Source organism: Umboniibacter marinipuniceus, assembly GCF_003688415.1.
GTDB classification, from domain to species: domain Bacteria; phylum Pseudomonadota; class Gammaproteobacteria; order Pseudomonadales; family DSM-25080; genus Umboniibacter; species Umboniibacter marinipuniceus.
Genome location: NZ_REFJ01000002.1, coordinates 359,826 through 372,924 on the forward strand (window position 1 = coordinate 359,826; position 13,099 = coordinate 372,924).

General features: G+C 49.7%; 15 protein-coding genes and 1 tRNA gene. 5 read left to right on the plus strand and 11 right to left on the minus strand.

Annotated features, from left to right (window positions below; translation table 11 throughout):
- Positions 1-54: 54 nt before the first annotated feature.
- From DFR27_RS05485 to DFR27_RS12575, 8 genes are all read right to left on the minus strand, one after another.
- On the minus strand, positions 55-573 hold the full coding sequence (locus DFR27_RS05485; RefSeq protein WP_121876442.1) for a DsbE family thiol:disulfide interchange protein: 519 nt from the start codon (positions 571-573) through the stop codon (positions 55-57).
- The gene (locus tag DFR27_RS05490) at positions 570-2,501 is read right to left on the minus strand and encodes a heme lyase CcmF/NrfE family subunit (protein WP_121876443.1); all 1,932 of its coding nucleotides are present in this window, start codon (positions 2,499-2,501) and stop codon (positions 570-572) included. The genes DFR27_RS05485 and DFR27_RS05490 overlap by 4 nt, the downstream gene beginning before the upstream one ends.
- The gene (gene ccmE / locus DFR27_RS05495) at positions 2,501-2,941 is read right to left on the minus strand and encodes a cytochrome c maturation protein CcmE (RefSeq protein ID WP_121876444.1); all 441 of its coding nucleotides are present in this window, start codon (positions 2,939-2,941) and stop codon (positions 2,501-2,503) included. Before ccmE ends, DFR27_RS05490 begins: the two co-directional genes overlap by 1 nt.
- Positions 2,925-3,128: a heme exporter protein CcmD gene (ccmD, locus tag DFR27_RS05500; protein WP_121876445.1), complete on the minus strand. Its 204-nt coding sequence runs from the start codon at positions 3,126-3,128 to the stop codon at positions 2,925-2,927. Before ccmD ends, ccmE begins: the two co-directional genes overlap by 17 nt.
- A gap of 1 nt (position 3,129) precedes the next feature.
- Entirely contained in the window at positions 3,130-3,879 is a 750-nt protein-coding gene (locus DFR27_RS05505; protein ID WP_121876446.1) for a heme ABC transporter permease, read from the minus strand.
- The gene (ccmB, locus tag DFR27_RS05510; protein ID WP_121876447.1) at positions 3,872-4,540 is read right to left on the minus strand and encodes a heme exporter protein CcmB; all 669 of its coding nucleotides are present in this window, start codon (positions 4,538-4,540) and stop codon (positions 3,872-3,874) included. Before ccmB ends, DFR27_RS05505 begins: the two co-directional genes overlap by 8 nt.
- Complete coding sequence (ccmA, locus tag DFR27_RS05515) at positions 4,531-5,169, minus strand: cytochrome c biogenesis heme-transporting ATPase CcmA (RefSeq protein WP_121876448.1); 639 nt, start codon at positions 5,167-5,169, stop codon at positions 4,531-4,533. The genes ccmB and ccmA overlap by 10 nt, the downstream gene beginning before the upstream one ends.
- 442 nt (positions 5,170-5,611) lie before the next feature.
- The gene (locus tag DFR27_RS12575; protein ID WP_170150789.1) at positions 5,612-5,779 is read right to left on the minus strand and encodes a PA3496 family putative envelope integrity protein; all 168 of its coding nucleotides are present in this window, start codon (positions 5,777-5,779) and stop codon (positions 5,612-5,614) included.
- Positions 5,780-5,998: 219 nt separating this feature from the next.
- Between DFR27_RS12575 and DFR27_RS05520 the strand changes: the two genes are divergently transcribed.
- Both DFR27_RS05520 and DFR27_RS05525 read left to right on the plus strand, forming a co-directional pair.
- A complete protein-coding gene (locus tag DFR27_RS05520; protein WP_170150790.1) occupies positions 5,999-7,138 on the plus strand; it encodes an MFS transporter in 1,140 nt (379 codons plus the stop codon).
- Positions 7,139-7,204: 66 nt separating this feature from the next.
- Positions 7,205-7,281: transfer RNA gene (locus DFR27_RS05525), tRNA-Arg, on the plus strand.
- Positions 7,282-7,344: 63 nt separating this feature from the next.
- Here DFR27_RS05525 and DFR27_RS05530 read toward each other — a convergent pair.
- Complete coding sequence (locus DFR27_RS05530; RefSeq protein ID WP_121876450.1) at positions 7,345-8,175, minus strand: formylglycine-generating enzyme family protein; 831 nt, start codon at positions 8,173-8,175, stop codon at positions 7,345-7,347.
- Positions 8,176-8,295: 120 nt separating this feature from the next.
- Here DFR27_RS05530 and rlmF point away from each other — a divergent pair, with 120 nt between their 5' ends.
- The 3 genes from rlmF to DFR27_RS05550 all read left to right on the plus strand — a co-directional run bounded on the left by rlmF (position 8,296) and on the right by DFR27_RS05550 (position 12,196).
- Positions 8,296-9,198 (plus strand): 23S rRNA (adenine(1618)-N(6))-methyltransferase RlmF, encoded by a 903-nt coding sequence (gene rlmF / locus DFR27_RS05535; protein WP_121876451.1) that lies wholly within the window; start codon positions 8,296-8,298, stop codon positions 9,196-9,198.
- A 614-nt stretch (positions 9,199-9,812) separates the two neighbouring features.
- Positions 9,813-11,567 carry a S8 family peptidase gene (locus DFR27_RS05545; protein WP_121876453.1) on the plus strand — a complete coding sequence of 585 codons (1,755 nt, stop codon included), beginning with the start codon at positions 9,813-9,815 and terminating at the stop codon, positions 11,565-11,567.
- A 215-nt stretch (positions 11,568-11,782) separates the two neighbouring features.
- Positions 11,783-12,196: a group II truncated hemoglobin gene (locus DFR27_RS05550; RefSeq protein ID WP_121876454.1), complete on the plus strand. Its 414-nt coding sequence runs from the start codon at positions 11,783-11,785 to the stop codon at positions 12,194-12,196.
- Here DFR27_RS05550 and DFR27_RS05555 read toward each other — a convergent pair.
- Positions 12,193-12,606 carry a hypothetical protein gene (locus DFR27_RS05555; RefSeq protein WP_121876455.1) on the minus strand — a complete coding sequence of 138 codons (414 nt, stop codon included), beginning with the start codon at positions 12,604-12,606 and terminating at the stop codon, positions 12,193-12,195. The genes DFR27_RS05550 and DFR27_RS05555 overlap by 4 nt on opposite strands.
- A 42-nt stretch (positions 12,607-12,648) precedes the next feature.
- A complete protein-coding gene (locus tag DFR27_RS05560) occupies positions 12,649-13,008 on the minus strand; it encodes a carboxypeptidase-like regulatory domain-containing protein (RefSeq protein ID WP_211327568.1) in 360 nt (119 codons plus the stop codon).
- Positions 13,009-13,099: the final 91 nt, after the last annotated feature.

Consider the following 13,099-nt stretch of genomic DNA (forward strand, 5'->3'; position numbering starts at 1 on the left):
GTGAGATAAAGGTTCGCTTCACATTCCATTGAGCGCGAAACAAACCCTATTCGCTTATTGACTAATAAGAGGCTGAAACTGCGACGACCATACACGCTGATCCAGCACGCCTTGATAACGATGCAAAATGATACCGTTTGGGTCAATTAAAAAGGTTTCCGGTGCCCCGGTAACACCCATATCAAAGCCGAGACTACCTCGGGCGTCGAAGATAACCCGCTGATAAGGGTTTCCAAGTTCCTGCAACCAACGTTTAGCAGGTGCTAATTGATCCTTATAGTCAACGCCATAGATCATCACGCCCTCTGCCGCCAACTCAAGTAGAAACGGGTGTTCTACATGACAAGCTTGGCACCATGTCCCCCAGAAGTTGATTAACGCGTAGTCACCTTCTAGCTCAGCTTGTGATATAAGCTTGCGCTCATCTTCCACATCAATGAGGTGAAATTCAGGTAGTGGCTTTCCTACCACAGCAGAAGGCAAATGGCTTGGATCATTCGATAGGCCAAAAACTAAGAATCCCGCAATACAGGCAAACACTGCCACAGGGATAAAGCGATACAATTTGCTCAATTCGTACCCTCCAAGGTCTCTCGCTTGCGTAAACGACGCCCGAAAGCTGCCAGCAATGCACCTAGTGCAATAAGACCACCGCCATACCACACCCAGCGCATGAAGGGTTTAACTTGCAAGCGCATGGCCCAATCACCATTATCAAGCATTTCACCCATTGCAACGTAAATATCGCGGCTGAAGCCAGCGTCTACTGCTGCTTCCGTCATGATCTGCCCACTCGCTAAATAACGTCGTTTTTCAGCCGTTAGACGGGTGACAGAACTGCCTTCGATCACCGTCACATCTGCAGCTTCGGCCACATAATTGGGGCCGTCCAATCGGTAAAAGCGATCAACATTAAAACTCACATCGCCAATGTAGACAGGTTCACCAGCCGCCATTCTGACGTCGCGCTCCAAGCTCTCGAGTGAAGTCATACCAACACCCACCACACACACACCTAGTCCAGCATGCGCCAAGGTCATGCCCCAGACGGTTGCTTTGACTGACCTGAAACCACGTAACTTCGAACGTCCATACCAAGGTACGGATGCAGACGCTAGAATAATAGCGAGACCAAGGAACCAAACTAGATAGCCCTTCCAGTCATAACCACCCACAAAGCCAACGACTAACGCCAAAACTAACGCAGCGCAAAGCGGTACAAAGATTCTTCGATTAACGCGCGACGACGGAGTCGCTTTCCAATTTAAAAAAGGTGCCAAAGGTGCCGTTAGTACGGTGAGGGCGAAGATCGGCAGCGCTACCCAGTTGAAGTACTGGGCCCCTACTGAGATCTTCCCCCAGTTAAGGGCATCGGCAATAAGGGGCCACAGCGTACCGATGAGTACCGTAAACGTAATCACCACTAAGAAAAGATTGTTAAGCAACAGGAAAAATTCGCGCGATAACAAGCCGTATTTTCGTTGCGCGGAGTTTGAAGGCGCTCGGAATGCAAAGGTTAAGAGTGAACCGCCGACGACTAACAATAGGATCCAGAGGATAAACATGCCGCGCTCTGGGTCCGTCGCGAAGGCGTGAACCGAAGTAATCACTCCTGAGCGGACTAAGAAGGTACCTAGTAAGCTCAGCGAAAACGCACTAATAGCAAGTAGTACGGTCCACGAACGGAAGATTCCTCGCTGGACGTTAACTGACAAAGAATGGACCAATGCAACGCTCACTAGCCACGGCATCAAGGAGGCGTTTTCAACTGGATCCCAGAACCACCATCCACCCCAACCCAGCTCGGCGTAGGCCCACCAACTTCCGATGGTAATGCCAACGGTAAGAAAAACCATTCCTACCAATGCCCAGGGCTGAGCCCATTGCGCCCACTTATCATCATTACGACATTCTATCAATGAAGCCATCGCAAAGGCGAAGGCGACAGCCGTACCTACGTATCCCACATAGAGGAGCGGCGGATGAATAATCATGCCGAAGTCTTGTAATAGCGGATTTAGATCAGAACCTTCATTGGGAGCAAAGGGCAACAAACGATCGAATGGCGATGAGGTAAAAACGATGAAGGCAATCAGCGCTAAGGTCACTAACCCAAGGATACTTAGCACCTTAGCCTTGAATGCTAACTCAATTGATTTACCACCCAGACTCAGCGCAAGTAACCAGCAGCTCAAAATCCAGACCTGAAATAGAATAGAGCCCTCATGGGAACCCCAAACTGCCGTCAACTTATAGTACCAGGGAAGTAGCGTGTTGGAATGATTCGCCACGTAGGCAACGCTAAAGTCGTCTGCCAAGAACGCGGCACCAAGTGCCGCAACACTGAGCGTCAAAAGCGCAAAAACAAGGGCGGCAAACCAATTCCCGAGCAACATTAAGCCGCCATGCTGTAACTTAACACCTACCGCTGGAAAGATAGCCAGACTGATACTGGCACCAAACGCTAACCACAGGGTCAATAATCCGATTTCGGCAGCCATTAGTCGTAACTACCCTCTTCAGCTTGCTCTCTCATTGCGTCAGCCACTTCAGGTGGGGTGTAGTTTTCATCGTGTTTCGCTAAGACTTGCGTCGCTACAAAAACACCATCAGATAGCTGACCGGTGGCAACCGCCGCTTCATCCTCGGCAAAAAGGTCAGGCAATATTCCCTCATAGCTGACCGCGATTTCAGCTTCATTATCGTAAATAACAAAGTTAACGGCTAGTGATGACTGATCTCTTGAGACACTCCCTGGCTTAACTAAGCCGCCAACACGGAAAGTCGTGTTCTCTGGCGCAAGCCCCGCAGCCACATCACGCGGAGGAAAGAAAAGGTTAAGATTCTGTGACATTGCAGTCACAATAGCTGCCGTTGCAACACTTACGCCCACCACCATTAACACAATCAAAAATAAACGTTTCTTACGAGCCGGATGCATTTCGCTGTTCCTTTCTACGTTGCTGAATTCTTGCTTCGTTCGTTACGGCTTTGCGCAGTGCCTTGGTCTGAGCGCTAGGCTGCCAAATCAAGAATAATAAGGTCAAAAACGTAATGCCATAAGCGGCCCAAACGAACGGACCATGGCCGCCCATGCTGATAAATGCTTGCCAAGATTCAAAATACATCTCATTCTCCCAACAGGGTGTCTTTTACCCATTGTTTTTGACGTTCAGACTGCAAGGATTGTGCCCGCATATGCTTGACTAACACATAAGCATAAAACGCATAGAATCCAGCGATCATGACAAGCAGAGGAACAAACATAGACATATCCATTGACGGTGCTGAAGTCAGCTTAATGGTGGCGGGTTGATGCAGTGAGTTCCACCAATCAACGGACTTGTAGATAATTGGAATATTAACGGTACCCACTAATGCTAACAACGCGGCGGCTTTGTTACCGGATTCCCTGCGCTCGAATGCATCGGCCAGTGCGATCACGCCGAGGTAAAGGAAGAATAGAATCAACATTGAGGTAATTCGGGCATCCCAGACCCAGTAGGTGCCCCAGGTAGGTTTGCCCCACACTGCTCCCGTGAACAACGAGACGAAGGTTAAGGCTGCGCCAATAACCGCGGCAGAGCGCATTGCAATGAAGGACAACTTCATCTTCCAAATCAATCCAATTGCCCCCGCGATAGCCATCATGTAGTAACCAGCTAAAGCAAGGAACGCGGCCGGCACATGGATGAAGATTATTCGATACGAATTACCCTGCTTGGCATCTTCAGGTGCTACTGCTAACCCCCAGAAGGCTCCTACTAACAGTAATGTAACGGCTAGGAAGCCCAACCAAGGTAACCAACGCGTGGTCTTCTCATAAAAACTTTTCGGAGAGGCCAGCTGATGAAACCACTCCCAACGTGACTTAGCCATTTTCTAAACTCATTCTTAATGAAGCGGAAATTGCGAGAGGTGCCAGGCTCACGGAGAGAACCGTTAAACCAAACACCACCATAAGTAATCCATCGGCGTTCATGCCATCGGCTGCGAACGTCACCGACGAGGCGCCAAATATTAAAATAGGTGTGTAAAGGGGCATGACGATGAGCGACAGCAACATCCCTCCTCGCTTCAATGACACCGTTAGCGCCGCCCCCACAGCCCCTACTGCAGTTAGATATAAGGTTCCAAGCGTAATGCTTACTATTAGCGTGCCATACGCTTCACTCGGCATGGATAGCATCAAGCCAAGGAGCGGGCTCAACAGGCTCAAAGGAAGCCCCACACAACACCAATATACGAGCAAGCGAACTAATACGATCAACGCTAAGGGTGTTTCGCTGAGTGCCAATTGTTCGAGACTACCGTCTTCATAGTCGTCGCGAAACAGTGAGTCCAGGCCAAGTTGCACAGATAACAATGCCACGATCCAAATCAGTCCAACTGAAATAGGCCCAAGAATGGTTGCGTCCGGCGACACCCCCAATGGAAAGAAACTGATGGCAACCACGAAGAAAATGAGCGCATTGCTTACGTCTGACTTGTTACGCCAAAAAAGCGTGAAGTCTCGCTTCGCCAGCATACTTAGTCGCATGGTACGTGCTCCAACTTAACCGTGACCAAATCGTCAATCGGCAACGATTGGTGGGTAGTAAGAATCACTAGGCGACCTCGCTCAGCTTCTTGTCGAAAGAAATCCGTGAGCGACTCCACTGCGGCCTTATCAAGCGCGGTAAGTGGTTCATCTAAAATCCAAACCGGATGTTGACTTACATAAAGCCTAGCTAACGCGACACGGCGCTTCTGACCGGCAGATAACTTGGCCGCTGGCACAAATTCGTAACCGTATAGCCCTACTCTATCTAAAGCATCCAGTAATGGTTTATCCGCAATCTGGTATTCCGTGAGCCAACGTAAGTTTTCAAGTGGTGTAAGTCCAAGCTTAATACCACCCTTATGCCCAATATAAAGAAGGTTTGCTCGGCGTTCTGCTTGCGGCAATTTAGCAGCTGATGAAGACGGCTGGGTATTCAACCATTCAATGGTACCAGAGGTGCCTTGGAACAGGCCTGCTAGCGAGCGTAACAGCGTGGTTTTCCCCGCACCATTGTCTCCCGCTATACGGTACACAGCACAGGGTGCAAAGTGATGAGTCAGCGGCTGAAACAGCGCTACGTCATCGTGAGAACAACTTAGCTCTTGTAGGTGAATACTGATAGACATTGCTGCACTTCAACGAGGATTCAGTTAATAGTATACGGCAATGTATGCAACGATTTGAACTAATTACTTAAGTGATCTTACGCTTTTAGTTCGACCAACGAGTTTAGTCCGACGTCTTTGGTAAATTTCGCAGTGAAGCCGAGGTACTAAGACCGGGTTTGGAGAAAATTAGTAGACGTTTTACTAAGTCTAGCTCGGGCTGCGATATCTCACAGATTTCACAGATACGGGAGTCATCAACATTCTCCCCGATAAGCTCAATAGCCCTTGTGTACGGACGATTATTTGTTTGCTGTGCCATAATTACCTCAATATACCTCGTCGACTGACGTGCAGCCAAAATCACATGTTCTAAATGCAATTATAGCTAGGAATATCGAGGCGCAACTTTTTATTCACCCAAAAATAAAAAACCCCGCAGCAGCGAGGTCGTTTGGGCTATCTAGTCATCAAAGCAATATTGAGCGACGTTGCGTTGAAGGCGCATCTCATCGAGTTTGTCCTCGATCATACGGCGCATATTACGCTCACGTTCTGTTTTTTTGCGACGACCGCGTTTCTTAGGTTGTTTAACTGCGACTTCTTCAGCTTGAATAGCAACTGTGTCCATAAGAGAACCCCGCTTTTTTGATGCCGATACTTGGCGATTTTTTTTGTTTTTATTGTGTATCTGAGCGTCTAACAATTTGCATTGAGAGCGCACCCCATCAAGTTACCTATTTCGCCACATAAGGTCAAGTACTTATTCGAATCCGCAATGGCAACTAGCAATCGAATTTGTGGTAGGCTTGTTTGCTGTTCACCAAGCTCCCTTATTTTTGGAATGACCATGCGCAAAATTGGCTACCTTGTAGCAGCTCAGCTACTGAGCTTTTCTGTTGTCACTATGATGGTAGTGGCAAGCAGTCTTATCGGACTAGCGCTCTCTCCGCTTGCAGAGCTTGCGACCTTACCGCTTAGCCTTCAAGTTGCCGCCTTTGCGGCAGCCTTAATACCCGCCACACAGTCTATGCAGCGCAACGGTCGAAGACGGGTGATGTTGTTGATGAATGGTGCGGCAGGATGCAGCTTAGTACTTGCGATGCTCGCCGTCTTGATGCACTCCTTTGCGCTGTTTTGTTTCGCATCAGCCTGCCTTGGTGCCTCACTTGCTTACATTCAGCAGCTTCGATTTGTAGCCATTGAATCGGTTTTGGAACCGCAACAGAGCAAGGCGCTAAGCTGGATCATGATGGCGGGGATTGGCGCAGCGTTCCTGGGGCCAGAACTCATCAATTTAGGAAAGCTACTGGTCGCTCGTGAGTGGATTGGCGCCTACTGCCTCGCCCTCGCTGCCTTGGCGATAACATTCCTACTGCTATATCGCTATCTACCTGCCGCCCAGCGCTCTGTTACCGAACTAGAACAGGTTGAGAAGTCGAGGGTCTCTCCCGCATTGATCGTAGTGCTCTGTGCCGGTGCCCTCGGCGGCGCACTCATGACACTCATTATGACCGCCACCCCTATCACCATGCACCACCACAATGGCTTTGATCTGATCCAGACAACCACTGTTATTCAATGGCATATTGTCGCAATGTTTGCCCCGTCACTATTTACTTCAAAACTGCTCAAGTACATCTCTATTCGCCAGATGATGGGCTTGGGCGCGCTTATTATCGCGGTGTGCGCATACATTGGCTTCTTTGCCGCCGAATACCATCAATTTCTTCTATCGTTGGTGCTATTAGGGATTGGCTGGAACTTCCTCTTCATGGGGTCAACACTTCTCCTGCCCACCCTTAGCCCTCAGCGCGAAAAGCTCCGCTTTCAAGGCTATTTAGATGGCTCGGCAGCAACATTACAAGCAATTGGAACGCTAACGGCAGGCGCTTTGCTGCATTTCGCGGGGTGGACTTCGATTCTCGCCTTTAGCGGACTCGTAGCTATTGGCGTGGCGCTATCGCTAAGTGTGAAGCGATATCATTAAAACGAGGGATTGCTAACTAGGTAGTAAGTCAATTATCATTCGCGCAACATTAGTGACTTACACTTCCCGCCCTTAGCTCAGCTGGATAGAGCGATCCCCTCCTAAGGGATAGGCCGCAGGTTCGACTCCTGCAGGGCGGGCCATATTCCACCTAATCACACCACTTCCCCGTCAGAGAGACACTACAGAACTGCTCCTTCCGGTAATTAGCGATGCGCCGTTGGCGGCAGTTCTCGTACCAATCTGAAGCCAACACTATCCACTCTGTCACTAACAGTGCGCCAATCGCGGTAACTCACCGTGAGAAACGATGGGTAGAGAAACCAAGATCCGCCACGAACTACACGCCTGGTGCAGTCACCATCCAGCCAAACGATCCCAAATCGTGGTGCACCATGATAATTCTCGTTCCAACAGTCTGCTGTCCATTCCCAGACATTGCCGCTCATATCAAAGAGTCCAAAATCATTGGCTGCGAAACTACCAACAAGGGATGGCGACATTCTGCCGTTGCAAGCGAACGCTGCGAGGGTGCAATCAATTTCGTTACCCCAACTGTACTTCGTTGTTGAACCGGCTCTTGCCGCGTATTCCCACTCCGCTTCTGATGGTAGGCGGAACCATCCCAATGATTGCCCATTGAGCCACTGAATGTAGTGCAGGACATCCTCGTAACTTACATTAACAATAGGGCTCTGAGGGTGGAGCGCAGTGCCTCCGGCTGGCGGCGCGCAGTGACTTGCTTCAACACACTGGCGATACTGACTCCAACTAACTTCTTTTGCCTGCATGTGAAAGCTCATAATCGACACGTTATGAACAGGAACCTCTCGATCACGACCTTGTTCCGATCCCATCATGTACTCGCCACCGGGTACCTCAACTAGCTGACCTACCAGTGCACTACTCGCTAGAGTCCGTGCAGTTTCACCCTTCGAACTGTCTGCAATCCCACCATTAGCTATCAGGACGGAAACGATGATGCCTAGCATCAATGCAGCGCGCACGGAGAGTTTTTTAGCATTGAAAATTGGCACCTTGTTATTAACCTCTAGACTGTATTAGGCAATTATCATTGGTCATTAAAGCCGAGTGTGCAAGCGCTGAGAGCATGATAAAGAATATTGTTTAGGTCTTAACAATGCTATTATTCTCGAATGACAAATCAATCACCGCTACACCCAAGAAACCCCCACCGAGGGCGTTACGACCTGTTCGCTCTGGGCAAAACGCATAAGCCACTAAATGGATTTATCCAGCGCAATCCTATGGGTGGGAAGACCATAAATTTTGCCAATCCTTCTGCGGTGGTTGCACTGAATACTGCATTGCTCAAGCACTATTATGGCCTCAAGGCTTGGCATATCCCCAAGGGGTTCCTCTGCCCGCCAATTCCTGGCAGAGCGGACTATATCCATCATCTCGCAGACCTGCTTGGTGAGCCCAACTTCAACCCCACCATTCGCGTCTTAGACATCGGTACAGGTGCCAACCTAATTTACCCCATCATTGCGCAGCATAGTTACGGCTGGAAGGTGGTGGGTACCGACATAAACACCCAAGCACTTAACAACGCCCAAACACTGATCGAAGAAAATTCACTTGGCGCTAGCATTAGCCTACGCCATCAAGCAGATCCTCGTGCCATCCTCGCTGGTATTATCAACGCCGACGACAGCTTCGATGCGGTACTTTGCAATCCGCCCTTTCACCGTTCCGCAGAGGAAGCGAACGCTGGCAGTGAACGAAAGACCCGTCAGCTCAGTCGTCACAAACGCAAAAAAATGCCCGTAGGATTAAACTTCGGAGGCAGTAACGCGGAGCTATGGTGTGAAGGAGGCGAAGTTTGGTTTGTGAGCCAAATGATAAGAGAAAGTGAGCGCTATGCGACCCAGGTTAAATGGTTTAGCTCATTGGTAGCTAAGCAGGAGGATATGCCAGCGATCATCAGGCTCCTTAAAAAAACCGCTAACTGTCAGTATCAAGTCATTGATATGGCGCAGGGAAATAAGGTTTCCCGGTTAGTAGCGTGGCGATTTGAATCCATGAGTCAAGGCTAAACCGAACTCGACACTGGGGTGTTATCACCCCGCTTTTGTCCTTCTATCTTTCATCCCACCTTCACTCACCTTCACTCACCTTCACTCACCTTCACTCACCTTCACTCACCTTCACTCACCTTCACTCACCTTCACTCACCTTCACTCACCTTTACTCACCTTTACTCACCTTTACTCACCTTTACCCACCTTTTATCCAGCTCTTATGGCCCCCTACTAACTGGCGTTATGCACACCGTTATGACCGCATCGGCACCAAAACAGATCAATAACCACGCTCAGTGGTTGTTTGTCTTAGATCATTTTCATCTACGCCAATATCAAAGCGATCTGCATTCAAAGTCATTCTCTGTAACCGATAGCAAAAGCTATCACTGTGAAATTCCTTTATATAACAATGATTGCCACATCACCTTTGTGACTGACTGCGCAACCACCGCTGAGGCTCTCGAATTCATCGCTCCAAGCCTACCAACGTTTTTTAGTCGCCAATCAAGATTTTATGAAAATTCTATGCGTTCGCTAACTTGGACTTAGCGCCATAACTGGCTAATTATTAAACAGCAGTACGTATTAACCACAAAAAATAATCTATTCACAATGGAGTCCAAACCATGAAGAAACTGCTTGCAGTAGGTGTTACTAGCTTGGCACTTGCCATTGCATCCACAACGGCTATCGCCGCGCCAGGAGGCAACGGAAATGGGAATTCAAACGGTCCGCAAGGGGTCGCCAACGGCCACACTAAGTTTGACACCGACCGACTCATCATCACCTTCTCTGAAACTGCCTTAACCACCTTTGATCAGGGCAATGGAAGAGCTAATGGCGTCGCTAATAGAGTTCGTGGCGCTACCGGTCGCGGCGCTAACTTTGTTCGCGACACCTTCAATGGCAAAGCGGTCGTCAAGCTTGATCGAAAGCTGGACCACGCATCAATGCAGGAGCTAGCACGTTTACTCGAAGCTGAAGCTGACATTATCTCGGTTGAAGTGGATGAAATGATGTACCCCATGGCCACGCCAAATGATCCCCTCTATAGTGACCAATGGCACTACTTTGAGCAGACAGGTGGTTTGAACGTACCAAATGCATGGGATACTGCAACGGGTGCAGGCGTTGTTGTCTCGGTAATTGATACCGGCTATCGCCCTCATGCGGACCTCGCTGCTAACTTGGTGGCTGGCTACGACATGATTTCTGACGCCACCGTGGGCAATGACGGAAATGGCCGCGATGCCGATCCTTCTGACCCTGGTGATTGGGTCAGCGCAGGCCAATGCTACACTGGCTCGCCTGCCTCTGGAAGCTCTTGGCATGGTACCCATGTCGCGGGAACCATTGCCGCAGTCTCTAACAACAACCAAGGCGTTGCCGGTGTTGCCTACGATGCTAAAGTTATGCCGGTTCGAGCGCTCGGCACCTGCGGCGGTTACACATCAGACATCGCGGATGCAATTGTTTGGTCTGCCGGCGGCAGCGTTTCGGGTGTACCCGCTACGGCTACGCCTGCTCAGGTGATCAATTTAAGCCTAGGCGGCGGCGGTTCGTGTAATTCCTTAACACAGACTGCCATCAACACGGCGCGTGGACTTGGTGCTACCATTCTTGTTGCCGCTGGTAATTCAAATGACAACACGGCGAACTATTCGCCAGCAAGTTGTAATGGCGTAGTAACCGTTGCGGCGACAAACCGCCAGGGCGGACGCGCATACTACTCAAACTATGGTACTGCTGTTGACGTAGCGGCTCCCGGCGGCGCGCAAAGCTTTGCTAACGACCCCGAAGGTGTTCTCTCTACACTTAACTCAGGTTCTACCACGCCGGGTTCAGATACCTATGAGTACTATCAGGGTACCAGCATGGCTACGCCTCATGTAGCGGGTGTGGTTGCGCTAATGTACGAGGCAAACCCAAGCATTACGCCTGATGAAGTTGAGGTAGCACTGGAGAATACCGCAAGAAGCTTCCCCGCTTCCTGCTCTCAGTGTGGCTCAGGCATTGTGGATGCTACCGCAGCGGTTGCCGCAGCAAATGGCGGTGACACCGGTGGTCCTGGTCCTGGTACGGGTGATACAATTACCTACAACAATCTTTCCGGAGCTCGTCGCTCTTGGCAAGGAACTTCCATCGAGATTCCAGCTGGGACAACCAACTTTAGTGTTGTGATGTCTGGTGGTACTGGTGATGCCGACCTCTATGTGCGTGAGGGTAATGCGCCGGCTAAGCGTAGTTACGATTGCCGCCCATATAACTCGGGTAATGATGAAGTTTGTACGTTCACCAACCCAGCGGCCGGTACTTGGTACTACAGCATCTACGGCTACCGCGATTACAGCGGCGTGACACTTGTGGTTAGCTACGACTAATAGAACAATCATCTTCAATATGACAACGGCGCCAATCAGGCGCCGTTTTTTGTTAGGTAGAAAGTTAAGCTACTCAGTTTAACTACCATGACTAGTTTACGGTAAATGACTCCAGTCACCTGGGTCAAGCACCACCCACCGGCCTATTGAGTAACTAGCTACACGTAAGGCGATGCTCTAGACTTAGCGTCTAACCCCCCCATAGAGGACCTCCGATGACAAGCAAGTTAAGCTACGGCGACGGTGATGCATCATTTCAAGCGGCTGGTGGTCTTGAAGGACTAGAGAAACTAAGCCTATCTTTCTACGCTTATATGGACAGATTACCAAGTGCTGTAGTAATTAGAGCCATGCACCCAGAGGATTTAGACGAATCAGTAAGGAAACTTGCATTCTTCCTATCGGGTTGGTTGGGTGGTCCGAAGCACTATTCAGCTCATTATGGACCAATTCGTATTCCCGCCGCTCATCAGCACCTTGCCATCGGTCATGCCGAAGCCGACGCTTGGATTGAGTGCATGCAATACGCGGTAGATGAACAACCCTATGCGCCCGAGTTTAAAGTCTACCTCATCCAACAGTTACGGGTACCGGCCGAGCGGATTCGACAGGCATGCCTGCGCAACTAACCTTCGGCCTTAGTGCGAGTATAGAGGCTGCCCACACATTGCGTACACCCCGTTCGCTCGCCACGAGGCTGGCCGTTACAGCTCTGAAATTTCAATACATCCGCGTTTGCTCGCCCGGCTTTGATACGTAAATCCTCTCGAGCCTGGGAGTCACTCCTATCAATTAATGTAGCAACCGATAAGGTAGGCACTTGGGCCCTATCCGTTTCGCAGCTAAGCCCTGAAATAGTGCGCATAAATTGCCAATCTGGATCAATTGATTGTTCCTCGTAGACGAGCTGGACCCCTGCTTGATCTTTAAAGTCAGGATCAATGGAGAAAATGGGGCCCGTGCCATCACTTGTGTAAGCAACTTTACAACCACTTAGTACACCTATTGCGATGACGACGAGTGCGAGATATTTGATCATATTTACCGCTTCCTTGCTGAGCTAATCATGATGAATAGCAACTTAGAGTGAGCGCTTAAGCGCATCAAAACTCCGAATTCCCTGTGGGTCCACTAGTACTGATTCGTTCGGCGCTAGGTAGCCGCGGCCCGAAAACAGAAGCGCTAATGTATGACTATACTTTTTCCCATCTTTATCAACAGTCAACAGCATACCTCGTGTTGACGATGCAGCCATCAATATAACACTGCGAGTTTCCTCAACCGCCTCGAGACGAAACTCGCCAAATTCATTGGTTATATCATACTGGATAGCCTCTTCATCTCGCAAAGTAACCCTGGCACCCGATACTGGATTGCCCGTTTCATCAATAACCCATCCTACCACTTCTGGACTCTGGGTGTAGGTTACAATGGTGGGCACGCACGCAAAGAGCTGTCCGAAAATAAGAAGGCTTAACAGTAGTTTAAGGATCCTTTGACCACCTAAAGCGCTGGACGCTCCTTTCTGGCGG